Here is a 23,913-nt window from a genome sequence, read left to right on the forward strand (position 1 = left end):
GGTTCGGCTTCGGGCTCATCCTGCCAAGGTGGCCTCGCACGCGAGCGTCCCGGCCGGTGAAAGCGGTCACGCCAGGCGGACGCGCGGGGTCTCGGGGGGTCTCGGGGGGCCGGGCACGGCGGTCACGATCGGCGCGCCCGTAGGATCGTCGCTGTGGTTGGCACAGACGGCACTGATCGCTCCGCTCGCGCGGTTCCCGCGAAGCCCAGCCTCGATGGCATCGAGGCGCGGTGGTCGGCGGCATGGCAGGACGAGGGCACCTACACCTTCGACCGCACGGTCGACCGGGGGCGGGTGTACTCCATCGACACCCCGCCACCGACCGTAAGCGGCTCGCTGCATGTCGGCCACGTGTTCTCGTACACGCACACCGACCTCATCGCCCGCTACCAGCGGATGCGCGGCCGTGAGGTGTTCTACCCGATGGGCTTCGACGACAACGGGCTGCCCACCGAGCGCCGGGTGCAGAACTACTTCGGGGTGCGCTGCGACCCGTCGCTGCCCTACGACCCGGACTTCGCCCCGCCGGCGAAGCCGGGCAAGGAGCAGGTGCCGATCTCGCGGCGCAACTTCGTCGACCTGTGCGAGCGGCTGACGCTGGAGGACGAGAAGGGCTTCGAGGAGCTCTGGCGCCGGCTGGGGCTGTCCGTCGACTGGTCGCACACCTACGCCACCATCGACACCCGCTCGCGCGCCGTCGCCCAGCGGGCGTTCCTGCGCAACCTCGCCCGCGGCGAGGCCTACCTGGCCGAGGCACCGACGCTGTGGGACGTCACCTTCCGCACCGCGGTCGCCCAGGCGGAGCTGGAGGACCGGGAGCGTCCCGGCGCCTTCCACACCCTCGCCTTCCCCCGCGGCGCCGACTCCCACGGTGGTACCGACCCGGCCGGCTCGGCCGCGGCGGAGCCGGTGGTGATCGAGACGACCCGTCCGGAACTGCTGCCCGCCTGCGTGGCCCTGGTCGCCCACCCCGACGACCCGCGCTACCAGCCGCTGTTCGGGTCCACCGTGCGCACCCCGCTGTTCGACGTCGAGGTCCCGGTCGTCGCCCACCGGCTCGCCGATCCCGACAAGGGATCCGGCATCGCGATGATCTGCACCTTCGGTGATCTGACCGACGTCATCTGGTGGCGGGAACTGCGCCTGCCGGCCCGCGCCGTGATCGGTCGCGACGGCCGGCTCGTCCCGGAGCCGCCGGCCGCGATCACCTCGCCGGCGGGCCGCGCGCACTACGCCGAGCTCGCCGGCAAGACCGTGCACAGTGCCCGCACGCGCATCGTGGAGCTGCTCACCGGGGCCGGTGCCCTGCTCGGCGAGCCGCGGCCGATCGCCCACCCGGTCAAGTTCTACGAGAAGGGCGACCGGCCGCTGGAGATCGTCACCACCCGCCAGTGGTACCTCCGCAACGGTGGGCGGGACGAGCCGCTGCGCGCCGCGCTGCGGGCCCGCGGCCAGGAGCTGCGCTGGCACCCGGAGTACATGAAGGTCCGCTACGAGAACTGGGTCGACGGCCTCAACGGGGACTGGTTGATCAGCCGGCAGCGGTTCTTCGGTGTGCCGTTCCCGGTGTGGTACCCCCTCGACGACGCCGGCGCGCCGCGTTACGACGCGCCGATCGTGCCGGCCGAGGCGGCCCTGCCCGTCGACCCGTCCAGCGACGTGCCGCCGGGCTACACCGACTCCCAGCGCGGGGTGCCCGGCGGGTTCGCCGCCGATCCGGACGTGATGGACACCTGGGCGACGTCCTCGCTCACCCCGCTGATCGCCAGCGGCTGGGAGAGCGACGCCGACCTGTTCGCCCGGGTGTTCCCGATGGACCTGCGGCCCCAGGCCCACGAGATCATCCGGACCTGGCTGTTTTCCACCGTGGTCCGCACCCATGCCGAGTTCGGCGTGCTGCCCTGGTCGAACGCGGCGATCTCCGGCTGGATCCTCGATCCGGACCGCAAGAAGATGTCGAAGTCCAAGGGCAACGTCGTCACCCCGATGGGCCTGCTGGAGGAGCACGGTTCGGACGCGGTCCGCTACTGGGCGGCGTCCGGGCGGCCGGGCACCGACACGGCCTTCGACGTCGGCCAGATGAAGAACGGCCGCCGGCTTGCCATCAAGATCCTCAATGCCAGCCGCTTCGCGCTGGGCCTCGGCGCCGAGGAGACGCCCGCGGGCACCCCGGTGCCGGTCGGTGGTGCCGTGCCGGTCGGCGAGCCGCTGGACCGGGCGCTGCTCGCCGCGCTCGCCGACGTCGTCGACGCCGCGACCGCCGCGCTCGACACCTACGACTACGCGCGGGCCCTGGAGGTCACCGAGTCGTTCTTCTGGCGGTTCTGCGACGACTACGTCGAGCTGGTCAAGGGCCGTGCCTACGGCTCGTTCGGGGCCGCCGGCGCCGCCTCCGCGCACACCACCCTCGCGGTGGCCCTGTCCGTGCTGCTGCGGCTGTTCGCCCCGGTCCTGCCGTTCGTCACCGAGGAGGTCTGGTCCTGGTGGCGGCCGGGCTCGGTGCACCGGGCGAGCTGGCCGGACCCGGCGGAGATCCGCAAGCTCGCCGACGGCGGGCGTCCCGAACTGCTCGACGCCGTCGGCGCGGCGCTGACCGGCGTGCGCCGCGCCAAGTCCGCGGCGAAGGCGTCGATGAAGGCCGAGGTCGCGAGCGCCCGGATCAGTGGGGAGGCCGACCTCGTCGCCCTCGTCGAAGCGGCGGCCGCCGACCTGCGCAGCGCCGGCAGCATCCGCGAGCTTGCGTTCGGCCCCTCCGGCGGCGAGATCGCCGTCGCCGTCGACCTCGCCTGATCCCGGGTGCGGAGATCGGCGGCGGAGCTCAGATGCCGCGCAGCCGCTGGGCTGAGGGCCGCAGGTAGACGAACCAGGTGACGACGAAGCACAGCGCGTAGTAGGCGATGAAGGAGATGTACGCCGCGTCGCCGGACTTGTAGCTCAGGAACGACTGCCGGAAGGCCAGGTTCACCAGCACCCCGCCGAACGCGCCGATCGCGCCGGCCAGGCCGATCAGCGCGCCGGAGCGGCGCCGGGCGAGGTGCTGGGCCGCCAGCGGATCGGCGCCGGCGTCGACGGCGAGGCGCGACTTCGCCCGGAAGATCGCAGGGATCATCTTGTACGTCGACCCGTTGCCGACGCCGCTGAAGACGAACAGGGCGATGAACCCGACGAGGAACAGGGCCAGCGAGTCCGTCAGCGAGGCGACGAGCACGACCGCAGCCGCTGCGGCCATCGCCACGAAGTTCGCGAACGTGATGCGGGCGCCGCCGAACCGGTCGGCCATGAGGCCGCCGAGCGGGCGGATCAGCGAGCCGAGCAGCGGCCCGAGGAACGTCAGGTAGGCGGCCTTGATCGGGGTGTCGAACCGGTCGGCGAACTGCACCTGCAGCACCTGCCCGAAGGCGAAGCCAAAGCCGATGAACGAGCCGAACGTGCCGATGTAGAGCAGCGACATCACCCACGTGTGGCCGTCGCGGGCGACCTCGCGCATCGCGCCCCGGTCGTTGCGCGCCGTGGAGAGGTTGTCCATGAACAGCGCCGCGCCGAGCGAGACCAGCACGATCAGCGGAATGTAGATCGCCAGGACGACCCGCGGGTGGCCCTTGCCCGCCGTGGCGAGCACGAGCAGGGCGACGAGCTGGATCGCGGCCACGCCCAGGTTCCCGCCGCCGGCGTTGAGCCCGAGCGCCCGGCCCTTGAGCCGGTCCGGGTAGTAGGCGTTGATGTTCGTCATCGACGAGGCGAAGTTGCCGCCGCCGACGCCCGCGACCGCGGCGACGATCAGCAGGGTGGTGTACGAGACGCCGGGTTCGAGGACGATCGCGGCGAGGATCGTGGGGACGAGCAGCAGCAGCGCGCTGAAGATCGTCCAGTTGCGCCCGCCGAAGCGGGCGACGGCGAACGTGTACGGGATGCGCAGCACGCTGCCGACCAGCGTCGGCAACGACGTCAGCAGGAACTTTCCGGCGGGATCGATGTGGTACTTCGGCCCGAGGAACAGGACCATCACCGACCACAGCGACCAGATCGAGAAGCCGACATGCTCGGCCAGGATCGAGAAGATCAGGTTGCGGCGGGCGATGCGGGACCCNCCGCCGTCCCAGAAGGTCGGGTCGTCGGGCCGCCAGTCGTCGATCCACCGGCCCCGGCGGGACGCGGCCGGCGCGAGGTCGGTGGTCGGGACGCCTTCCAGCGTGGCACTCATGTGATGATCCTCCGGGGTGCGGGTGATGCCACGACCGTAGGAACGCACCGTTACGCGGCGACGCGCGAGCTGTGACACTCTCTGAGACATCCGCTCACCCGGCCGGGAGCCGCGCGGTGAGACATGCGGTCGCGGGCCGCCGGCCGCCCGTGAGATCGTCGCCCGGCCACCCGGCCACCCGGCCACCCGGCCACCCGGCCGCCGGAGGATGTCACCCCGATGCCGGATATCCCGTCCAGGTGGGGGAGGGGGCGTGCCACGCCCGACGGTCGGGGCCGGTGACGTCCGGTCCGTGGCGCCCGGAAGCTTGCGGAGGAGCCGATGAGGACAGTCCCGCACCGCGTCGCGGAGACCCCCGACGCCGTCCCTGCCGAGGCACCGCGTCCTGACGGGGAGTCTGTGCCGGGCGGCGTGTCCGGCGCGGCCGGTCCCGCGGCGCTGGCCGCGGCGTTCGAGGCCGAGCGTCCCCACCTGCGGGGGGTGGCCTACCGCCTGCTCGGCTCCTTCGCCGACGCCGAGGACGCGGTGCAGGAGGCCTGGCTGCGCCTCGGCCGGGTCGACGCCGACCGGATCTCCGACCTGCGCGCCTGGCTGACCGTGGTGGTCAGCCGGCTGTGCCTGGACCAGCTCCGCTCGGCCCGCGGGCGCCGGGAGGGGTACGTCGGGCCCTGGCTGCCCGAACCGTTCGTCGCCGGGCTCGCCGGCGGCGACGGCGCCGGGGGCGGCGCCGATGCCGGCTCGCCTGTGCTGGACGCCGCGTTCGTCGCCGGTGCGGCGGTGCCGGTCGGTCCTGACCCCGCCAGCGGGGGCCGGGCGCCGGACCCGGCCGACCGGGTGACGCTCGCCGAGTCGGTGAGCATGGCGATGATGGTCGTGCTCGAAACGCTCAGCCCGGCCGAACGCACCGCCTTCATCCTCCACGACGTGTTCGGCTACGACTTCACCGAGATCGCCGCGGCCACCGGGCGCACCCCGGCCGCGGCCCGCCAGCTCGCCAGCCGGGCGCGGCGCCACGTCCGTGACCGGTCGGTCCGCTTCGACCCGGATCCGGCGTCGCGTCGCCGCGTTGCCGAGGCCTTCTTCGCCGCGGCGGCCGGCGGCGAGCTCGACGGGCTGCTGTCCCTGCTCGATCCGGACGCCGTCCTGCGCTCCGACGGTGGGGGACTCGCGCAGGCCGCCCGCCGGCCGGTGGTGGGCGCCGACCGGGTCGCCCGGTTTGTGCTCGGCATCCTCGCGAAGGCGGCCCGGCGCGCCGACGGGCGGGTGCGGATCCAGCCGATCGAGGTCAACGGCGAACCCGGCTTCGCGAACTTCGAGGGCGACGTCCTGCGCTACATCGCCGGCCTGCACGTCGCGGGCGGCCGGATCGTCGAGATCAACATCATGGCGAACCCGGAGAAGATGCGGCACCTACCGGCCGCGGCCCCATCCAAGGCCGCGGCCCCACCGGGGGTCCCAGCCTTGCCGGGGCGCACGGTGGGGCCGGGTGACGGGGCCGGGGCGGGTTCAGTCGATCCGGCGTAGCTGCTCGCGGTAGCGCTTGCCGTTCGCCACGTAGACGGCGGCGCCGGCGGCGAGATCTGCCTGGTCCGCGCCGCCGGGCAGCACCTTGGCCGGGATCCCGAGCGCCCGCCCGCCCGGCGGCACGACCGTGCCGCCCACGACGACGGCCCCGGCCCCGACCAGCCCGCCGCGCCCGACCCGGACCCGGTGCAGGACCACCGAGCCGGACCCGATCAGCGAGCCGTCCTCGACCACGCAGCCCTCCAGGTGCGCGAGGTGCCCGATCGTGCAGTCGTCGCCGACGACGGTCGCCAGCTCCTCGGTCGCGTGGATCACCGTGCCGTCCTGGACGGAGGTGCGGGCGCCGATCACGATCGACCCGTAGTCGCCGCGCAGCACCGCCCCCGGCCACACGGTCGACTCGGGGCCGATCGTCACCGTGCCGATGACGATGGCGTCCGGGTGGACGTAGGCCGTCGGGTCGATGACGGGGACGGCGTCTCCCAGGGCGTACACGGCCATCCGGCCTCCCGCGGGTCGTCGTGCGCGACTGTGGCCTCCATCGTGCCCCGCCGAGACCGCCGGGTGTGCGGATCAGTCCGTCGAGGTGGAGACCTCCGGACGGACCATGCCGGGCGGCGGGGAGCCCGTCGCCCTGGCCCAGCCGCGGGCAACCGTCCGCTCCGCCGCGAGCCGGCCGAGCCCGATCGCCAGCCCGGAGATCGCCGCCCAGGCGATCGCCTCCGCCCAGGCGGTGTCCGGGTCGGCCGGGTTGACCGGCGGGTCGGACTTGCGCACCTTGCGGTACACGGCCGTGACCCCGCGGCTGGCCGCCGTGCCCGCGAGCGCCGTCGCCGCCCCGCCGACGACCTTCCATCCCAGCTTCGATGCCGCTTTCGCCACCCCGCACCTCTCGTTCTGCGCCGCGGGCCGCACTGGCCCGCCCGTGTGTTGTCCCTACCCCGGTGGCACCGCTTACCCCCAGCTGGCCTGGGTGGGCCGCCGGTGGTCCCTATCCGATCACGGCCGGGCGGTCCCGCCGCCACGCGGGGCGCACCGCCGGTGCCGCGCTGGGGATGGCCTAAGGTTCATCTCGCGGATCGCGGACATCCGGCGCGGCGCAGCGGGCGCCGGCGACGGCCGTCGGCGGCGACCATCCACCTCCCCGTTCGGCCCGTCCAGGCAGGAGAGCAGACCCATGACCGCCCCCGATCAGACGATCCCCGCTGCCCCCGTGGCTTCCGTTGCCCCAGAGGCTCCCGCGGCACCGCCCGGACCGGCCGCGCCCGAAACGGTGGCCGGGGCTGTGGCGTCGGACACCGGGGCCGCGGCGGCGGGTCGGGTAGAGGTCCTCGTGCGGCGGCTGGACCGCGAGTCGGTGCCGCCGGCGTACGCCCAGCCGTCCGACGCGGGCGCGGATCTGGTGACCACGCAGGATGTGACCCTCGCGCCGGGCGAGCGCGCCGTCGTCGGCACGGGCCTGGCGATCGCGCTGCCGGTGGGCTACGCGGCGTTCGTGCATCCGCGCAGTGGCCTGGCCGCCCGGCACGGCGTGACGGTGGTCAACGCGCCCGGCACGGTCGACGCCGGTTACCGTGGTGAAATCAAAGTAGTTCTCATCAATACCGATCGATCCGATCCGATCACGTTGCGTAGGGGCGACCGGATCGCCCAGCTCGTGGTGCAGCGTGTGGAGCATGCCGTCTTCCGCGACGTGGACGAGCTGCCCGCCTCGGTGCGCGGCAGCGGTGGGTTCGGTTCGACGGGTGGCTTCGGCTCGACGGAGGGTCCCGGCGCCGGGGTCGGCGCGGGGACGCCCGGGGGGGCGGGAAGGGAGTCCGGTGGTGTTCGGCCGCGGGCGTAGGGAATCCGATCAGCACGAGGCGTCCCGGCCCCAGGCGCCCGAGCGGCGCGCGCCGGTCGCCAAGGCGGCATCGGTGGTGTTGGACGGTCCCTACGACGTCACCGAGGTGCCGGAGGACGATCTTCACCGGCTCGACCTCGGTTCGTTGCGGATCCCGGCGCTGCCGGGCGTGCAGGTGCAGTTCCAGGTGGAGGAGGCGACCGGCCAGCCGTTGACGGTGCTCGTCACCGACGGGCGCAGCGCGATGGAGCTGTCGGTCTTCGCCGCGCCCAAGAGCCGCGGCCTGTGGGACGAGGTGCGCGCCGAGATCCTGACGACGATCGAGGCGGCCGGCGGTCGCGAGACGAACGGCGCGTTCGGGCCCGAGCTGCGGATGCTGCTGCCCACCGGCCGCCCGGGCGAGACCGTTCCCGGCCGGATGATGGGCGTCGACGGCCCGCGCTGGTTCCTGCGTGCTGTGGTGACCGGCGTGGCCGGGGGCGAGCCGGGGGCCGCCCCGCTGCTCGACGAGACGCTGCGTCAGCTTGTGGTGTCCCGCGGGGACGGCGCGATGCCGGTGCGGGATCCCCTGCCGCTGACCCTGCCCCGGGAGGTCGCCGACCATCCTGACGGCCCCGGCGGCTCGGCGACCGCGGCGACGAGCGGGCGGCCCGAGATGCCGGCGCCCGGCGTCCGCACCGCCGAGCTCCGCTGACCCGGGGCGCAGCGGTTCGCAACGCGCCGCCCTGTACCGCACACGGTACGTATCCGCACGTGGATCGCTCGATCGTGCGGCTTGCCGCGGGCACACTGAGCCTCGGTCATTCGTTGCATCAGACGTGTTCGGGCAGGGTTGCTCGCGCGGGAACGGAGGAGCCGTGGGCGAGCCACACGGTTGGTGGGGGCGCAAGCTCCACAGGCTGACGGCGGGAACGAACGAGCTCGACGCCGAGGATCTCCAGGCCGCCTCCGCGGCGGCGGGCGCCGTTCCGATGAGCGGTTGTCGTGACCGGGACGAGACCTGCGTCGCGGGTACCATCCAGGCGGTGACGGTGCGCGCGCGGGCCGGCGCGCCGACCCTGGAGGTCGACATCTACGACGGCAGCGGCACCGTGACGCTGGTGTTCCTGGGCCGCCGGGACATCCCGGGCCTGCGGGCCGGTGCCTCGGTGAAGGCGTCCGGTCGCGTCACTGTGCAGGAGGGTCGCCCGAGCATCTTCAACCCGCGGTACGAACTCCTGCCGGTCCCCTCCGCGAGCGCCTAGGTTCGGGCGGGGAACCGGCCCCTCACCGACAGGATCCCCACCGACGATGCCACGACTGCCCACCCCCGACGCGCCGCCGATGACGATGTCCGAGGCCATCGGCGGGCCCCGGGGAATCATCGACAGCTCCATCCCGACCGTGGCGTTCGTGACGGTGAACGCCGAGGCCGGGCTGACCGCCGGCATCGCCGTCGCCATCGCCGCCGCGCTTGGCCTGCTCGTCCTGCGCATCGTGCGGCGCGAGCCGACGCAGCAGACGTTCTCCGGCCTGTTCGCCGTCGCGGTCGCCGCGTTCGTCGCCTCGCGCACCGGCGACGCGAAGGGGTTCTTCCTCCCCGGCATCGCGAAGAACGCCCTCGGCGTCGTCGTGGCGCTGCTGTCCGTGGTGCTGCGCCGGCCGATCGCCGGCTATCTCATGGCCGGCCTGGACGCCCGCTACGTGGGCTGGAAGGACGATCCCCGCCAGCGGCGGGCCGCGGTGTGGGCGACCCTGGTCTGGGGCGCCGTGTTCGCCCTGCGCTTCGGCGTGCAGGGCGTGCTCTACCTCGCCGACGAGTCCGGCTGGTTGGCGGCGGCGAACATCGCGCTCGGCCTGCCGCTGTTCGGCCTCGCCGTCCTCGCCAGCTTCGCCATCGTGCGCCGGCTCGCCCCGCTGCCGCCCGAGCCGCCCGCCGCGTCGGGCGCGGCCGTGGTCGAGGGCGAGGTGGTCGAGGGCGAGGTGGTGCGGGCCGACCCGCCGTCCCCCGAGGCACCGGTCGTCGATCCGCTCCGCCCGCCGCGTTGAGCCCGGGGTCGTCCGGACGGATCAGCCTCCGGTGAGAGTCTGCTCGGGCACCGGGCCGAGCAGGGCGGCGAGCTGCTCCTCGGCCTCCGAGCTGGTCGCGACCGCGAGCACCTCGTCGCCGTGCTCCAACGTCGCGTCCGGGGACGGGATGACCGCCCGCCCGTTGCGCAGGATCACCACGAGGGCGGTGTCCGGCGGCAGGGTGATCTCGCCGATGCGCCGACCGACCACGGGCGCGTCCTCGGCGAGGGTGAGCTCGACGAGGGAGGCGTCGCTCTGCCGGAAACGCATGAGCCGCACCAGGTCGCCGACGCTGACGGCCTCCTCGACCAGCGCGGTGAGCAGCCGCGGGGCGGAGACGGCGACGTCGACCCCCCACGACTCGGTGAACAGCCACTCGTTCTTGGGATGGTTGACCCGGGCGACCACCCGCGGCACACCGAACTCGGTCTTCGCCAGCAGCGACACAACCAGGTTGACCTTGTCGTCCCCGGTCGCCGCCACGAGGACGGTGCATTCGTTCAGCCCCGCGGCGTCGAGCTGGGACAGCTCGCAGGCGTCGGCGAGCAGCCACCTGGCGTCGGGCAGCGCGTCGGTGCGGATCTTCTGCGGGTCCCGCTCGATGATGAGCACCTCGGAGCCGTTCTCCAGCAGTTCGGCGGCGATGGAGCGGCCCACCTTGCCCGCACCCGCGATCACCACCCGGCGCACGTTCACCGTCACTTCTCCTCCGGACCAGTGCGCAGCACCGTGTCGGCCTCGGTGGCACGGGCCTTCGTCACGGCCACGTGCAGCACGTCGCCGTCCTGAACGAGGGTGCGGGCGTCGGGCAGCACGCCCTCGCCGAACCGGGTGACGCAGACGACCCGTACCCCCGCAGCCTCCTCCAGCTCGCGCAGCTTGCGGCCCACCCAGGCGGCCCCGGGCGGGATCGCGGTCAGCAGCACCGAACCGGACGGATCGGACCACTGCGCGGTGACGGCATCCGGGAGCAGCCGGCCGAGGATCTGGTCGCGGGTCCAGCGCACGGTCGCGACGGTGGGGATGCCGAGCCGCTCGTAGACCTCGGCGCGGCGGGGGTCGTAGATCCGCGCCACGACCCGCTCGACCCCGAACATCTCCCGGGCGACCCGGGCAGCGATGATGTTCGAGTTGTCCCCGCTGGACACGGCGGCGAACGCGGCGGCCCGCTCGATGCCCGCCTCGACGAGGGTGTCGCGGTCGAAGCCCATCCCGGTGACGCGCTGGCCGGCGAAGGTCGCGTCCAGCCGGCCGAACGCGGCCGCGTTCTGGTCGATGATCGCTACCGAGTGGCCGAGCCGCTCGACACCGCGGGCGAGGGCGGAGCCGACCCGGCCACAACCGAGGATCACGACATGCACGAGGGGAGCGTAGTCGGATCCGGCCCGCGCGGCGCGGATCGTCACCGGAGTGCTCTGTATACGGAGATCCGCCACCCCCGGGCGCGTGACCCCGACCGGCACGGGTTTGTGTGCGCCACATCACAGTTGCGTGTAGCGGTAGCCGACATCGGTAGCATCGCCGCGTGGCGCTCACGGACCGCCTGAAGCGCGGTTTCGTCGGTCGACCGATCGGGAGCGACCGGCTCGGGGAGACATTGCTCTCCAAACGCGTCGCGTTGCCCGTTTTCGCGAGTGACGCCCTGTCGTCGGTCTCCTACGCAACAGAGGAGATCCTGCTCGTCCTGTCGCTGGGCGGGTTGGCCTTCTACCACCTCTCGCCCTGGCTGGCCGGCGCCGTCATCGTGCTCATGCTGACGGTGGTCGCCTCCTATCGGCAGAACGTGCACGCCTACCCGAGCGGCGGCGGCGACTACGAGGTCGTCTCGACCAACCTCGGCCCCCGCGCCGGCCTGCTCGTCGGCAGCGCCCTGCTCGTCGACTACGTCCTGACGGTCGCCGTGTCGGTGTCGGCGGGTGTCGCGAACCTGACATCGGCGGTCACCGGGCTGGCTCCGCACAAGGTCATCATCGCCGTCGTCATCGTCATCGTGCTGACGATGATGAACCTGCGGGGCGTGCGCGAGTCCGGGACCGCCTTCGCCATCCCGACCTACGGCTTCGTGGCCGGCATCGCCGTGATGATCGTAACCGGCCTGATCAAGACGGCCTTCGGCCACACCCCGCGGGCCGAGAGCGCGGGCTACCACGTGGTCGCCGAGCACGACTACGCCGGGTTCGCCCTGGCGTTCCTGGTGCTGCGGGCGTTCGCCTCGGGCTGCACGGCGCTGACCGGGGTCGAGGCGATCAGCAACGGCGTGCCCGCGTTCCGGAAGCCCAAGAGCCGCAACGCCGCGACCACCCTGCTGCTCATGGGCGTCATCGCGGTCGCCATGTTCGCCGGCGTCACCGCCCTGGCCCTGATCTCGGACGTGCACGTCGCCGAGCACACCAAGGACCTCGTCGGGGCCAGCGGCGAGCAGCCGACGGTCATCGCCCAGGTCGCCGCCGCCGTCTTCGGCGACGGCTCGCCCGGCTTCGTCTACATCGCCACGGTCACCACGCTCATCCTCATGCTCGCCGCGAACACCGCCTTCAACGGCTTCCCGGTGCTGGGCTCGATCCTCGCGCGTGACGGCTACCTGCCTCGCCAGCTCCACACCCGCGGCGACCGGCTGGCCTATTCCAACGGGATCGTCCTGCTGGCCGGCTTCGCGGTCGTGCTGATCGTCACGTACCACGCGCAGGTCACCGCCCTGATCCAGCTCTACATCCTCGGGGTGTTCATCTCGTTCACCCTGAGCCAGACGGGGATGGTGCGGCACTGGGCGCGCATCCTGCGCTCGACCGGCCCGTCGGCACCCGACCCCGCCGGCCGCCGACGGATCCGCCGTTCCCAGACGATCAACTTCATCGGCGCCTGCCTCACCGGCACCGTGCTGGTTCTCGTGCTCGTCACGAAGTTCACCCACGGCGCCTGGATCGTCTGCCTGGCCATCCCGATCATCTTTCTCGGCATGCGGGGGATCCGGGGCCACTACGACCGGGTCGCCGTCGAGCTCACCCCGGAGCCGGGCCCCCCGACCCTGCCCTCGAGGATCCGGGCCGTGGTCCTCGTCAGCAAGATCCACGCACCGACGCTGCGGGCGCTGGCCTACGCCAAGGCGTCCCGGCCGCACAGCCTCGTCGCGCTCACCGTCGCCGTGGACCAGGCCGACGCCGACCGGCTGCGCGACGCGTGGGCGGAACGCGGCATCAGCATCGATCTGGTGGTGCTCGCCTCCCCCTACCGGGAGGTCACCCGGCCGGTGCTGGACTACGTCGCTCGGATCCGGCGGGAAAGCCCCCGCGACGTCGTGGCCGTCTACGTCCCGGAGTACGTCGTCGGTCACTGGTGGGAGCACCTGCTGCACAACCAGAGCGCGCTGCGGCTCAAGGCCCGGCTGCTGTTCCAGCCCGGTGTGATGGTCACCAGCGTGCCGTGGCAGCTCGCCTCGTCCAGCGGCGCGGAGCGGCGGGTGGAGCGGACCGGCGCGGGCGCCGTGCGCCGCGGCCGGGCCGCCCTGCCTGGACCCGTTGGCGGCCCGCCCACCCTGGAGCCGACCCGCGGGTCGACGGGCGCGGCGGGCTCCACCGGCGCGGTCGGCCCCGCCGATGTCGGGTCGCCGCCGGCGGAGCGGGAGTGAGCCCCGCTCGCCGCCGGCCGGCCGTCGCCGCCCCCGCCGCCGGCTCGGCGGGGAAGTCCGCCGGCTCGACGAGGGGCGTCGCCGAGGCTGCGACCGCGGTGGGGTCGATCATCGAGCTGGTGGTGGGGCAGGTGGCCCACGGCGGGTTCTGCGTGGCGCGCGCGGGCGGGCGGGTCGTGTTCGTGCGGCACGCGCTGCCCGGGGAGCGGGTCCGGGCCCGGGTCACCGACGACTCCCACGACCGCTACTGGCGCGCCGACGCCGTCGACGTCCTCACCCCTGCTCCGCAGCGGGTGGCGGCTCCCTGCCCGCATGCCGGTCCCGGCGCCTGCGGGGGCTGCGACTGGCAGCACGCCGACCTCGCGGCGCAGCGCCGGGGCAAGGCCGAGGTGATCGCGGAGGCCCTGCGCCGGTTCGGCGGCCTGGACGCCGAGGCAGACCCCGAGGCCCACCCCGCACCCGGCTCGCCCGCCGCACCCGGCTCGCCCGCCGCACCCGTCCCGCCCGCCGCGCCTCGTGCGGCCGCTGTGCCTGCGGACCGACCGGGGGAGGCCAGTACCCGACGCGGGCCCGTGCGAGTGATCGTCGAGGCGGTGTCCGTTGACGGCGGGAGTGACCAGGCGGGGAGTGACCAGGCGGGGAGCGACCAGGGGGGGAGTGACCAGGCGGGGAGCGGTGCGGACGACGGCCTGGGCTGGCGGACCCGGATGCGCTTCGCCGTCACCGCGCAGGGCGAGATCGGACTGCGGGCCAGCCGTTCCCACGAGGTGGTCGCCACCCCGGACTGCCGCATCGCCCACCCGCTCGTGGCCGCGGCGCTGGCCGGGCGCCGGTTCCCCGGCGCCGACGCGGTCGAGGTCGCCGCGAGTCCCTCCACCGGTCAGGTGGCCGTCGCGGTACATCCGGCCGGGGCGGCGCCGGCGCCGGGCGAGGTCGTCGAGACGGTGGAGCAGCGGCGGTTCCAGCTCGGGCCGGACGTGTTCTGGCAGGTCCACCCGGGGGCCCCGCGGGTGCTGGTCGCCGCCGTGCGCGACGCGTTGCGGCCCGGTCCTGGCGAGACCGCGCTCGACCTGTATTCGGGGGCGGGCCTGTTCGCCGCGTTCCTCGCCGTCGACGTCGGCCCCGGCGGCCGCGTCGTCGCGATGGAGTCCGACGCCGCGGCGGTCGCCGCCGCCGCCCGCAGCCTCGCCGACCTGCCCGAGGTCTCGCTGCGCTCGGTGCGGGTCACCCCGGCGACGGTGCGCGGGGTGATCGGCAGCGGACCGACGGCCGGCCGCGTGGACATCGCCGTGCTGGACCCGCCGCGCACGGGGGCGGGGCCCGCCGTGATGGCCGCGCTGCTCGCCCACCACCCGCGTGCCGTCGCGTACGTCGCATGCGACCCGGTGGCCTTGGGCCGGGACCTGGCCGCCGCATCCGAGCTTGGTTACGAGCTGGTCTCGCTGCGTGCGTTCGACCTGTTTCCGATGACCGCGCACGTCGAATGCGTGGCCCTGCTGAAGCCGCGCGTCACCGAACCCGCTGTAACCGAAACCGTACGGCAGGTGGGACGCATCGCCGCCACCGGGACCGATCGCTCGGCTCCGCCGCCGCCCGGTCGCCCCGGCGTGTCGTCCGCGCGCCACGCCGGGGCGCGCGGTACGTCTGCGTACCCGCATCCCGACCAATAGTGTGCGAGTCGGGGGTGCATTTTACCCCGAGCAGGTCTATTGCCTCCTCATCCACGAGGAACTCACATGTCGTCAGCCCGTCTGCGAGCGCGCAGGGGAGCTGCGTAGACTTTGCCGGACCCGGACCGATCCCCTTTCGGGAGAGGGAGTTCACGCCGTGTCGCTTCTGTCCACGATCAGCTGTCCCCAGGACGTCAAGCGCCTCGACCATGAGGAGCTCGGCACCCTGGCGGCCGAGATCCGTGATTTCCTCATTCACGCCGTCGCGCGTACCGGAGGCCACCTCGGACCCAATCTCGGTGCCGTCGAGCTGACGCTGGCGATACACCGAGTGTTTGATTCGCCGTTTGACCGCATCCTCTGGGACACCGGCCACCAGTCGTATGTCCACAAGATTCTCACCGGTCGGTCGGGTGATTTCGACGGGCTGCGCCAGCGGGGCGGCCTTTCGGGCTACCCCAGCCGGGCCGAGTCCGAGCACGACATCATCGAGAACTCGCACGCCTCGACCGCCCTGTCCTACGCCGACGGGCTCTCGCGCGCCTACGCGCTGCGCGGGGAGGACCGGGCCGTCGTCGCGGTCGTCGGTGACGGCGCGCTGACCGGCGGCATGTGCTGGGAGGCCCTGAACAACATCGCGGCGGATGACCGCCCCGTCGTCGTCGTCGTCAACGACAACGGCCGGTCCTACGCGCCGACGATCGGCGGCCTCGCCGACCATCTGGCCGCCCTGCGCCTGGCCCCCGAGTACGAGCAGGTCCTCGACGTCGTCAAGCAGGTCCTCGGCCGCACGCCGCTGGTCGGCGCGCCGCTGTTCGACGCGCTGCACGGCATCAAGAAGGGCATCAAGGACGTCGTCCAGCCGCAGGGGATGTTCGAGGACCTCGGGCTGAAGTACGTCGGCCCGGTCGACGGTCATGACGTCGTCGCGGTCGAGTCCGCCCTGCGCCGCGCCCGCGACTTCGGCGGGCCGGTCATCGTCCACTGCGTCACCCGCAAGGGCTTCGGCTACCCGCCGGCCGAGCAGGACGACGCCGACAACTTCCACGGCGTCGGCGTCATCGACCCGGTCACCGGCAAGCCGGTGTCCACGTCGAAGACCACGAGCTGGACGAACATCTTCTCCGAGGAGATCGTTCAGCTCGGCGCCGAGCGGCCCGACGTGGTCACCCTGACGGCCGCGATGCTCCAGCCGGTCGGCCTCGGCCCGTTCGCCAAGGCGTACCCGGACCGGGTGTTCGACGTCGGCATCGCCGAGCAGCACGCCGTCACCTCGGCCGCCGGGCTCGCCATGGGCGGGCTCAAGCCGGTCGTGTGTCTGTACGCGACGTTCCTCAACCGTGCCTTCGACCAGGTCCTGATGGACGTCGCCCTGCACAACCAGCCGGTGACGTTCGTGCTCGACCGGGCCGGGGTGACCGGTGAGGACGGCGCGTCGCACAACGGCATGTGGGACATGTCGTTCCTGCAGGTCGTCCCCGGCCTCGCGATCGCCGCCCCCCGGGACGCGCCGACCCTGCGCGCCGAGCTGCGGGAGGCCGTCGAGACCACCGACAAGCCGACCGTGGTCCGCTTCCCCAAGGGCAAGGTGGCCGCGGACGTGCCGGCGATCGACACCATCGGCGGGGTGGACGTGCTGTTCCGCTCGCCGGCGGTGGCCCAGCGCCGCGAGGTGCTGCTCGTCTCGGTGGGCGCGATGGCCGCCACCTGCCTGGAGGTGGCGCGGCTGGTCGCCAGCCAGGGCATCGGCATCACCGTCGTCGACCCCCGGTGGGTCAAGCCGCTGCCCACCGTGCTGGTGGACCTGGCCCGGGACCACGACCTGGTCGTCACCGTCGAGGACAACGGCCGGGTCGGCGGGGTCGGGTCGTCGCTGGCCCAGCTCCTGCGCGACGCCGACGTCGACGTCCCACTGCGTGACTTCGGCATCGCCCAGCGCTTCCTCGACCACGCCAAGCGCGACGAGATCATCGCCGAGGTCGGCCTCGCCCCCCAGGACCTCGCCCGCAAGGTCGTCGAGGCCATCGCGAAGCGTCAGCCCGCGCTGGAGGGCGACCCGGCCGCGGACGCCGACCAGGCCTCCCCGGGCGCGCAGCGTACCGGCGAGCAGGTCGCCGACCAGCACTGATCGTCGCTGCCCACCGCGTCTCGCGGATTCGGCGCCCCACCACCGGCACCCCCGGCGGTGGGGCGCCGCCGTCTGCGCGCCGCCCGACGGGGCCGGTCCCGGGGGTCGGCGCACCGACGGCCGGGATCCCGGCCTAGGCTGGCCCGGTGGGTCAGCACACCGCGTCGGCCGAGCCGGCGGCCGTCTCCGCGCGCCGGTCCGGGCGCGGCCCGCGCTGGTGGCTCGTGCGCGGCGCGCTGCTGGTGGCCCTCGGCCTGCTGGCGGTGGCCCTGGTCAGCCAGTGGAACGACGTGCGGGACTCGTTCCGCCTGCTCACCGTCGGCAGCGTCGTCGCCTCGGGGGTCGCGACCGTCCTCGCCGTCGGGACGACGGTGCTGTCCTGGCGGGCGTTGCTGGCCGGGCTCGGCGCCGAACTGCCGCTGCGGGCGGCGGTACGGATTTTCTTCGTGGGTCAGATCGGGAAGTACATCCCGGGCAGCGTGTGGCCGGTCCTCGCTCAGATGGAGCTTTCCCGCGACTACGGCATCTCCCGGCCGAAGGCGGCCTCGGCGAGCCTGGTCGTGCTGGCCCTCGCCGTTCCCAGCGGGGGTCTCGCCGCCGCGGTCACCCTCCCGTTCGTCTCCGCCGACGCGCTCGCGCGCTACTGGTGGGCGCTGGCCGCCGTCCCGGTGTTCGCCGTCGTGCTCTACCCGTCGGTGCTGTCCCGGCTGCTGGCGCTGGGATTCCGGCTGCTGCGCCGCGCGCCGCTCGACGAGCCGCTGACGCTGCGCCCCATCGCCGCCGGCGCCGGCTGGCTGCTGGTCAGCTTCTGCTGGTACGGCCTGGCGACCTGGCTGCTCGTGCGCGATCTCGATCCCGAGGTCGGCGGAGGGCGGCTGCTGCTGCTCTCGGTCGGCGCCTACGCCCTGGCCTGGACCGCCGGCTTCCTGGTGCTGGTGGTTCCGGCCGGCGCGGGGGTCCGCGAGGCGGTGCTCGTGCTCGCGCTCGCGCCCGCCGTCGCGGGCGGTCCCGCCACGCTCGTCGCCCTGGTTGCCCGGCTGTTGGCCACCGTGGCCGACCTGGTGTGGGCCGGCGTCGGCGTGGCCCTGCGCGGGCGGGGCGCGCCGATTCCCGCCGCGTCCCCGGAACCTGGTCCGGATGCCGGGCCCGGGCCCGGGGCGCCGCCGGGGGAGCGTGCCGCCGACCCTCTGCCGGACCCGGCGACGCGCCGCTAGCGGAGCAGGCGGCGCCTGCGTCGAGCCGCCGGTGCCCCGTCCGCCCCCGTGGGATCTCCTCGCCCCCGCCCACGCTGCCCATACGGGCAGGATGATGTGATGGGCGGCGGGGCGACCGGATCGAGAACCGACGGTTCGACCGGCCACGAGGGAGACGTATGAACGGCCAGGGCAGCGAGAACCCGTCCGGTCGGCGGGAGCCGGGCGCCGAGGACGCTGACCTGGCGGACACGACCGGGCCCCTGGGCCCCTGGGCCCCGCCCGCGCCGCCCGCCGCTCCCTTCGCCGCGACCGCATCCGGACCGGGCTGGAGCCCGGCGCCCGCGGATCGGCCTGCCGGCCCACACCCGCTCCTGGCTGCGCAGATCCCCCGCCCGCAGCCGGCACCGCGGCGGCCGGGCACCGAACGCGGCACCGGGACCGCCTGGTCCTCGCCCCCCTCCGCCCCCGTGGGCGCGGCCCCTCCTGGCGCGGTGCCCCATGGCCCAGCCCCCACAGGTCCCGCTCCGGTGGGCCCGGTCCCCGTCGGTCCCGCCGGCGTCGGACCGCCCATGCGGCCGATCCCCGTCGGCGTGGGCGGGCCACCGAACATGGTGGCTCCCGCCGGACCACCCAGCGGGCCCGGGTCCCCGCCCCACGGCTGGGGCGGCCCGGTCTGGCCGGGCGGGCCGGCCGGGCCACCGGCCAGGCCACCGGGGGCACCGCCGCGCCGCGGGCCGGCCCGCTGGCTGATCCCGCTCGTCCTCGTGCTCGCCGTGGCCGTCGGCGCGGGCGGCACCGGCATCGTTCTGCTCACCCGGTCCGACAACGGCCCCGCCGAGGCCGTGCGGTCCTATCTCGGCGACGTCCGCGCCGGCCACTACGACGCCGCCTACGACCGGCTGTGCAGCTCGGTCCGGGGCAACCGGTCGGCCGTCGAGTACACGATCCTCATGCGGGCGCTCGACGGGATCAGCGGGGGCATCGCGTCGTTCGCCGTGCGGGGCGTGCAGACTCGCCATCCCGCCGCCGCCCAGACGATCCGGGAGGTCCAGGTCGACATCCGGCGCGGTGACGACTCGGCCAGCCGGGAGTCCTACCAGGTGGGCAGGGAGTCCGGCGGCTACTGTCTGCTCNCCCCGGGCGCGCCCTTCACCGCCGGTGCCGGCGGCGGCACCGCGGACGGGCAGCCGCCGGGACCGTTCGGTGGGTTGCCGGACATCCCTGGGAGCGGTGGCTCGAGCGGTGGCCTGGGTGGCGGTTCGGGCGGCGATGGTTCAGGCGGTGGCGGTTCAGGTGGTGGTTCGGGCGGTGGTGACTCGGGTGGTGGCTCCGGCCGCGGTGGCCTGGGCGACGGGAACCCGCCGGCCCGCGCCGCCTGATCCGCCGTCCGCCGACGCGGGGAGGTCGGTGGCACCGATCGCCGCGCCGCTGCCTACTCCCGCGGCCGGCTGCGCCGTCTCGGCCGGCCCTGCGTCCTCGGACGCCTCGTCGGCGGTCCCGGCGGCGAGGCCGCCACGCCTGGGGATGGACAGGGCGCAGAGCAGGGCGAGGGCGACGGCGATCACGCCCAGCCACAGCGCGGGCCGCGTCCCGTCGACGAACGCCGCCGGCGTGTCATAGCCGCCGCGGGCGGTGAAGACCGACGACAGCACCGCGATGCCGAGCACTCCACCGAGCTCGCGCAGGGCGTTGTTGGTGCCCGACGCGATGCCCTGCATCCGGGCGGGCACGACCCCGAGCGCGACGGTCGCGATCGGCACGAAGAACAGTGCCATGCCGACACCGGAGAGGATGAACGGCCCGATCAGTGCCGAGTACGACATGTGCGTGGTGAGCACCAGCGCGATCCAGGCGAGTCCGGCGGCGTTGAGCGCCAGCCCGCCGACCAGCAGCGGCCGGCCACCGATGCGGTCCGACACCGGCCCGGCGAGCGGCGCGATGAGCAGCGGCATCGCCGTCCACGGCAGGGTCCGCACGCCGGCCTGCAGCGGCGAGTAGCCGTAGACGTTCTGCAGCGCCTGGGCCAGCAGGAAGATCGAGCCGAACATACCCATCGAGAACAGCAGCGCGGTGGCGTTCACGGCCGCGAAGCCGCGGACGCGGAACAACCCCATCGGCAGCATCGGCGTCCCGCCCCGGCGGGCGACCCGAAGCTCCCAGGCGACGAACGCGGCGATGCCGAGGCCGCCGAGTACCAGCGCGCCGAGCACCGGGGTGCTCGTCCAGCCGTGCCCCTCCCCGCGGACGAGGCCGAAGGTGACGCCCAACAGCCCGGCGCTGATCAGCGCGGCGCCCGTGAGGTCGAGCCGGGACGAGCGGACCCGCGACTCGGTGAGCGCGCGCAGCCCGACGGGCAGCGCGACGAGGCCGATCGGCACGTTGACCCAGAAGATCCACTGCCAGCTCGCGCCCTCGGTGACCGCGCCGCCGATGAGCGGGCCGACCGCCACGGCCAGCCCCGTCATCGCCCCCCAGATGCCGAGGGCGGCGCCCCGGCGCTCCTCGGGCACGGCCGCGGCGAGCAGCGTGAGGGTCAGCGGCAGCACGAAGGCGGCGCCGACACCCTGCACGGCGCGGGCGGTGATGAGGACGCCGATCGACGGGGCGAGCGCGGCACCCGCGCTGCCCAGGGTGAACACGGCGAGACCGGCGAGGAACACCCGCCGGCGCCCGAGTCGGTCACCCAGGGCCGCCCCGGTGAGCAGCAGGACGGCAAACGGCAGGGTGTAGGCGTTCACCGTCCATTCCAGGCCTTCCAGACCAGCACCGAGATCCTCGCGGATCCGCGGGAGCGCCGTGGTGACCACCAGGTTGTCCAGGGACACCATGAACGCGGCCAGCGACGTCACGACGAGGGTCCAAGCGGTGCTGGGGCGTCGGGGCATGGCGGTTCTCCTTCCGTTTCTTGTGAGCACTCACTATCTTTGTCAGGTAGTAACCAGTCACTACCTTGGACGTGCGCGCCGGGCTATGGCCCGCCGGGAGCCGGCGTGCCGCGGTCGATCCGGATCAGGTGGGGTGGGGCTCCAGGGCGCCGGGCCCCGGAAGGTCGGGGCCCGGAAGGTCGGGGCTCGGCGCGTCGGGTCTCAGGGCGCTGGCGGCGGTCGAGCCCGGCGGTGCCACCATGCAGATCATCTGCGCCCACTGTTCGTCGAGGACGGCGAGGTCCATCGCCGCGATGATGTTGAACAGCATGCCGTAGGCGAAGAACAGCCGGATCTCGTCGGTCGGCAGGCCGGTGATGCGGACGACGTCGTCCCACAGCCGGTGGAAGCCGGTGCGGGTCGCGACCTGGACGTCCGGGTCGTAGCAGCCGGAGTAGGCCTGCAACTGATTCAGCAGATACGTCGGGTCCGCCAGCAGTTCCTGGTAGGACTCCTTCATGGCGTCCAGCGCGGCCTCGCCGGTCAGCTCGCCGACGGCCCGCTCGAAGTGGGTGGCGGTCCGGCGAAAGGTGTCCTCGATGACGGCGAGGAACAGCGCCTTCTTCGTCGGGTACAGCCGGAACAGGTACGGCTGGGAGATGCCGGCCCGCGCCGCGATCGACTCCGTGGACGTGCCGGTCAGCCCGCCGTGGGCGAACTCCACGACGGCCGCGGCGAGCACGCTCGCCCGCCGCTGCTCGGCGCTCATCCGCCCACTGCCACCCTCAGTCCGTGTCCTCACACTGGCAAGGTAGTGGCCACTCACTACTTTGTCTAGCATGAGCCACTCGTCGTTGGCCCACAGCATCGGCCCGGGCCTCGGCGTCTCGGCAGGCCAGTAAGGTGATCATCACTCGCTGCGTCGTTGGGTCGAGACGAGTCCTCGTAGGGCAGTGTCGGGCGCGGGGCGGCCGTTCGCTCGTAACGTGAAGGATGGTTGCCATGTCGACCGACGGACTCGGCACCCAACCCAGTGCTACGACGTACGAGTTGGAGGATCTCGTCGCCCAGGCCTGGCAGGGTCGGGTCCGGGTCCCTCATTTCCAGCGTGACTTCCGCTGGGGAAGCCAGGATGTCGTCCGGCTTTTCGACAGCATCATCAAGGGATATCCAATCGGCAGCTTGCTGCTTTGGGTTCGGCATTCTGGTGTCGAGTCTGTCACGCTGGGGGAGTTGCGGATTGCAGCCCCAGAAGGTGAAAACACCTTCTGGGTCGTCGATGGTCAGCAGCGCATCACGAGTATTGCCAACGCGCTGCATCCCGAGGGGAACAGGCACAGCCCGTTCTCTGTGCACTACGACCTCAAGGCTCAGAAATTTGTTGATCGCCCCAGGGTGATGGACGATTATTACATACCCCTACCGATTTTGTTTGATCTCGTAGAGCTGATTGGCTGGTTCTCTGATTCGGGTCGGGGTGCCCGAGAGTATTTTCCTGTGGCGCAACGTATTGCAACGATGCTTCGCCAGTACAAGATCCCAGCCTACCTGGTCCGCCAGGACGACGAGGAAGTCCTTACCGACATCTTTGACCGAATGAACAACTTCGGCAAAAGGTTGAGTCGGGCCGAGATATTCTCCGCTCTGTTTGCCGGTCCAGAAGAGGGCTCGGCCCAACGCCTCTCGCTGTCGCGGATCGCTGAGCGCGTTGACGCGCAGACCGGGTTCGGCCTAATTGATGCAAACACGGTACTGCACTCGATACGCGCCAGGCGTGGCCCTGATCCTATGCGTGATATACGTGGCGAGTTTGCTGATGGTGACCGGCGGGTTACATCGGATTTCCCCGGCGAGTCGCAGGAATCGGCTTATGCCGAGAGCGAGGCGGCGCTTGTGCGAGCTGTCGCATTTCTGCAGCGGGACGCCGGTGTGCCGCATCTCTCCCTGCTGACATACAAGGCCCTGCTCGTCGTACTTGTTCGATTCTTTGCGCACTTTCCCGAACCTACCGAACGGAATCGGATCCTGCTCCGCCGTTTCTACTGGCGTGCGGCTGTGGGTGGTCCAACGGTGTTCAAGGGCAGCTTCACCCAGGTGAGCCGCATTCTCTGTGCTCTGGTCCGGCCGGGTCATGAAGAAACGTCGGTGCAGGAACTTGTCAAGTCGATGGATCGATCGGTGAGGGAGATTCCGAGCGCCGTGCGATTCCGCACGAACGAGGCGGTCGGGAAGATCATTCTATGCTCCTGGTGGTGGCTACAGCCCAGATCTCCGCTTTTACTGGTAAACGGTACAAAAAAACGATCTTTCGGAGCTGCTCGTCGAACAGTCGACGGCGGCGCTCGCGGTGCACCGTCTTTTCCCGCGCGGAGCCCGGAACGTCCAGCAGCTATGGGCTGCGGCCCGGCTCTTCATTCCGAGCCCGACGGAGTCCCTCGAAAGCTTCCTAGTACTACAGCGACAGTGGTCGGTGTGTGATCTCTTGCTTCGAGTGCGGCGTGGTGTGGACGGAAGAGCGGCCACCGTGTGTTTCTCCATGTTTTGTGAGAACAAAGGGAGAGACCGCGGTGGCCGCGGCTCAGAGTGTATCCGAGGTGGATGTNGCGATGTGGGAGGCNGGGCTGGAGGAGCTGTTCGGCCGGGTGGAAGGCTGTTTCCGGTCTGATCAGCCCCGGGCGCAGGCGCGGGCGTATGTGGCGGGGTTGTTGTCTCGGACCGAGCGGAAGAACGGGTGGACGCTGGCGGAGTTCAGCCGTGAGTCCGGGCCGCAGAAGATGCAGCGGTTGTTGAACGAGTACGCGTGGGACGCCGAC

General features: G+C 72.7%; 18 protein-coding genes and 2 pseudogenes. 13 read left to right on the plus strand and 7 right to left on the minus strand.

What is annotated here, in order from left to right:
* The first annotated feature begins 153 nt into the window (after positions 1-153).
* Positions 154-2,790 carry a valine--tRNA ligase gene (valS, locus tag FF36_RS24315; RefSeq protein WP_044887489.1) on the plus strand — a complete coding sequence of 879 codons (2,637 nt, stop codon included), beginning with the start codon at positions 154-156 and terminating at the stop codon, positions 2,788-2,790.
* Positions 2,791-2,818: 28 nt separating this feature from the next.
* On the opposite strand, the gene FF36_RS24320 is transcribed toward valS, so the two are convergent.
* Positions 2,819-4,087, minus strand: a 1,269-nt coding sequence (locus FF36_RS24320) for an MFS transporter (protein ID WP_242422805.1), incomplete at its 5' end; no start/stop codon positions are given.
* A gap of 435 nt (positions 4,088-4,522) precedes the next feature.
* Here FF36_RS24320 and FF36_RS24325 point away from each other — a divergent pair.
* Positions 4,523-5,725: a sigma-70 family RNA polymerase sigma factor gene (locus FF36_RS24325; RefSeq protein ID WP_242419509.1), complete on the plus strand. Its 1,203-nt coding sequence runs from the start codon at positions 4,523-4,525 to the stop codon at positions 5,723-5,725.
* Here FF36_RS24325 and FF36_RS24330 read toward each other — a convergent pair.
* Positions 5,708-6,226 carry a gamma carbonic anhydrase family protein gene (locus FF36_RS24330; protein WP_044887491.1) on the minus strand — a complete coding sequence of 173 codons (519 nt, stop codon included), beginning with the start codon at positions 6,224-6,226 and terminating at the stop codon, positions 5,708-5,710. The two genes, FF36_RS24325 and FF36_RS24330, sit on opposite strands and share 18 nt — an antisense overlap.
* Before the next feature lie 72 nt (positions 6,227-6,298).
* Positions 6,299-6,607 (minus strand): DUF4235 domain-containing protein, encoded by a 309-nt coding sequence (locus FF36_RS24335; RefSeq protein ID WP_044887492.1) that lies wholly within the window; start codon positions 6,605-6,607, stop codon positions 6,299-6,301.
* Between the two features lie 295 nt (positions 6,608-6,902).
* Here FF36_RS24335 and dut point away from each other — a divergent pair, with 295 nt between their 5' ends.
* From dut to FF36_RS24355, 4 genes are all read left to right on the plus strand, one after another.
* Positions 6,903-7,568, plus strand: a complete 666-nt coding sequence (dut, locus tag FF36_RS24340) for a dUTP diphosphatase (protein WP_044887493.1) — start codon at positions 6,903-6,905, stop codon at positions 7,566-7,568.
* A complete protein-coding gene (locus FF36_RS24345; RefSeq protein ID WP_044887506.1) occupies positions 7,549-8,262 on the plus strand; it encodes a DUF3710 domain-containing protein in 714 nt (237 codons plus the stop codon). The genes dut and FF36_RS24345 overlap by 20 nt, the downstream gene beginning before the upstream one ends.
* A 163-nt stretch (positions 8,263-8,425) precedes the next feature.
* Positions 8,426-8,812 carry an OB-fold nucleic acid binding domain-containing protein gene (locus tag FF36_RS24350; protein WP_044887494.1) on the plus strand — a complete coding sequence of 129 codons (387 nt, stop codon included), beginning with the start codon at positions 8,426-8,428 and terminating at the stop codon, positions 8,810-8,812.
* A 46-nt stretch (positions 8,813-8,858) separates the two neighbouring features.
* Positions 8,859-9,596: a DUF3159 domain-containing protein gene (locus FF36_RS24355; RefSeq protein WP_044887495.1), complete on the plus strand. Its 738-nt coding sequence runs from the start codon at positions 8,859-8,861 to the stop codon at positions 9,594-9,596.
* Positions 9,597-9,617: 21 nt separating this feature from the next.
* Here FF36_RS24355 and FF36_RS24360 read toward each other — a convergent pair whose 3' ends face one another.
* Both FF36_RS24360 and FF36_RS24365 read right to left on the minus strand, forming a co-directional pair.
* The gene (locus tag FF36_RS24360; RefSeq protein WP_044887507.1) at positions 9,618-10,313 is read right to left on the minus strand and encodes a potassium channel family protein; all 696 of its coding nucleotides are present in this window, start codon (positions 10,311-10,313) and stop codon (positions 9,618-9,620) included.
* Between the two features lie 2 nt (positions 10,314-10,315).
* Positions 10,316-11,023 carry a potassium channel family protein gene (locus tag FF36_RS24365; RefSeq protein ID WP_082122193.1) on the minus strand — a complete coding sequence of 236 codons (708 nt, stop codon included), beginning with the start codon at positions 11,021-11,023 and terminating at the stop codon, positions 10,316-10,318.
* Between the two features lie 119 nt (positions 11,024-11,142).
* Between FF36_RS24365 and FF36_RS24370 the strand changes: the two genes are divergently transcribed.
* The 5 genes and pseudogenes from FF36_RS24370 to FF36_RS24390 all read left to right on the plus strand — a co-directional run.
* Positions 11,143-13,242, plus strand: coding sequence for an APC family permease (locus tag FF36_RS24370; RefSeq protein ID WP_044887496.1), 2,100 nt, complete (start codon positions 11,143-11,145; stop codon positions 13,240-13,242).
* Positions 13,239-14,912: a class I SAM-dependent RNA methyltransferase gene (locus tag FF36_RS24375; RefSeq protein ID WP_082122194.1), complete on the plus strand. Its 1,674-nt coding sequence runs from the start codon at positions 13,239-13,241 to the stop codon at positions 14,910-14,912. The genes FF36_RS24370 and FF36_RS24375 overlap by 4 nt, the downstream gene beginning before the upstream one ends.
* 157 nt (positions 14,913-15,069) lie before the next feature.
* Positions 15,070-17,040: a 1-deoxy-D-xylulose-5-phosphate synthase gene (gene dxs, locus FF36_RS24380; RefSeq protein WP_044887497.1), complete on the plus strand. Its 1,971-nt coding sequence runs from the start codon at positions 15,070-15,072 to the stop codon at positions 17,038-17,040.
* Between the two features lie 146 nt (positions 17,041-17,186).
* Positions 17,187-18,254: a lysylphosphatidylglycerol synthase transmembrane domain-containing protein gene (locus FF36_RS24385; protein WP_044887498.1), complete on the plus strand. Its 1,068-nt coding sequence runs from the start codon at positions 17,187-17,189 to the stop codon at positions 18,252-18,254.
* Between the two features lie 551 nt (positions 18,255-18,805).
* A pseudogene (locus FF36_RS24390) lies at positions 18,806-19,369 on the plus strand (hypothetical protein); the annotation flags it as partial.
* Positions 19,370-19,525: 156 nt separating this feature from the next.
* Here FF36_RS24390 and FF36_RS24395 read toward each other — a convergent pair.
* On the minus strand, positions 19,526-21,121 hold the full coding sequence (locus tag FF36_RS24395) for a DHA2 family efflux MFS transporter permease subunit (RefSeq protein WP_044887500.1): 1,596 nt from the start codon (positions 21,119-21,121) through the stop codon (positions 19,526-19,528).
* Between the two features lie 124 nt (positions 21,122-21,245).
* A complete protein-coding gene (locus tag FF36_RS24400; RefSeq protein WP_339325621.1) occupies positions 21,246-21,869 on the minus strand; it encodes a TetR/AcrR family transcriptional regulator in 624 nt (207 codons plus the stop codon).
* Between the two features lie 233 nt (positions 21,870-22,102).
* Here FF36_RS24400 and FF36_RS33280 point away from each other — a divergent pair, with 233 nt between their 5' ends.
* On the plus strand, positions 22,103-23,578 hold the full coding sequence (locus FF36_RS33280) for a DUF262 domain-containing protein (RefSeq protein WP_157871737.1): 1,476 nt from the start codon (positions 22,103-22,105) through the stop codon (positions 23,576-23,578).
* A 140-nt stretch (positions 23,579-23,718) separates the two neighbouring features.
* Positions 23,719-23,913, plus strand: a pseudogene (locus tag FF36_RS24405) (IS701 family transposase); the annotation flags it as partial.

It is taken from the genome of Frankia torreyi (assembly GCF_000948395.1).
Lineage (GTDB): Bacteria > Actinomycetota > Actinomycetes > Frankiales > Frankiaceae > Frankia > Frankia torreyi.

Excerpts from the sequence above, each read along its gene's own strand:
- FF36_RS24325 (WP_242419509.1), top strand. The coding sequence starts at position 4,523 with ATGAGGACAGTCCCGCACCGCGTCGCGGAGACCCCCGACGCCGTCCCT.
- FF36_RS24330 (WP_044887491.1), bottom strand. The coding sequence starts at position 6,226 with ATGGCCGTGTACGCCCTGGGAGACGCCGTCCCCGTCATCGACCCGACG.
- dut (WP_044887493.1), top strand. The coding sequence starts at position 6,903 with ATGACCGCCCCCGATCAGACGATCCCCGCTGCCCCCGTGGCTTCCGTT.
- FF36_RS24355 (WP_044887495.1), top strand. The coding sequence starts at position 8,859 with ATGCCACGACTGCCCACCCCCGACGCGCCGCCGATGACGATGTCCGAG.
- FF36_RS24395 (WP_044887500.1), bottom strand. The coding sequence starts at position 21,121 with ATGCCCCGACGCCCCAGCACCGCTTGGACCCTCGTCGTGACGTCGCTG.
- FF36_RS24400 (WP_339325621.1), bottom strand. The coding sequence starts at position 21,869 with ATGAGCGCCGAGCAGCGGCGGGCGAGCGTGCTCGCCGCGGCCGTCGTG.
- FF36_RS33280 (WP_157871737.1), top strand. The coding sequence starts at position 22,103 with ATGTCGACCGACGGACTCGGCACCCAACCCAGTGCTACGACGTACGAG.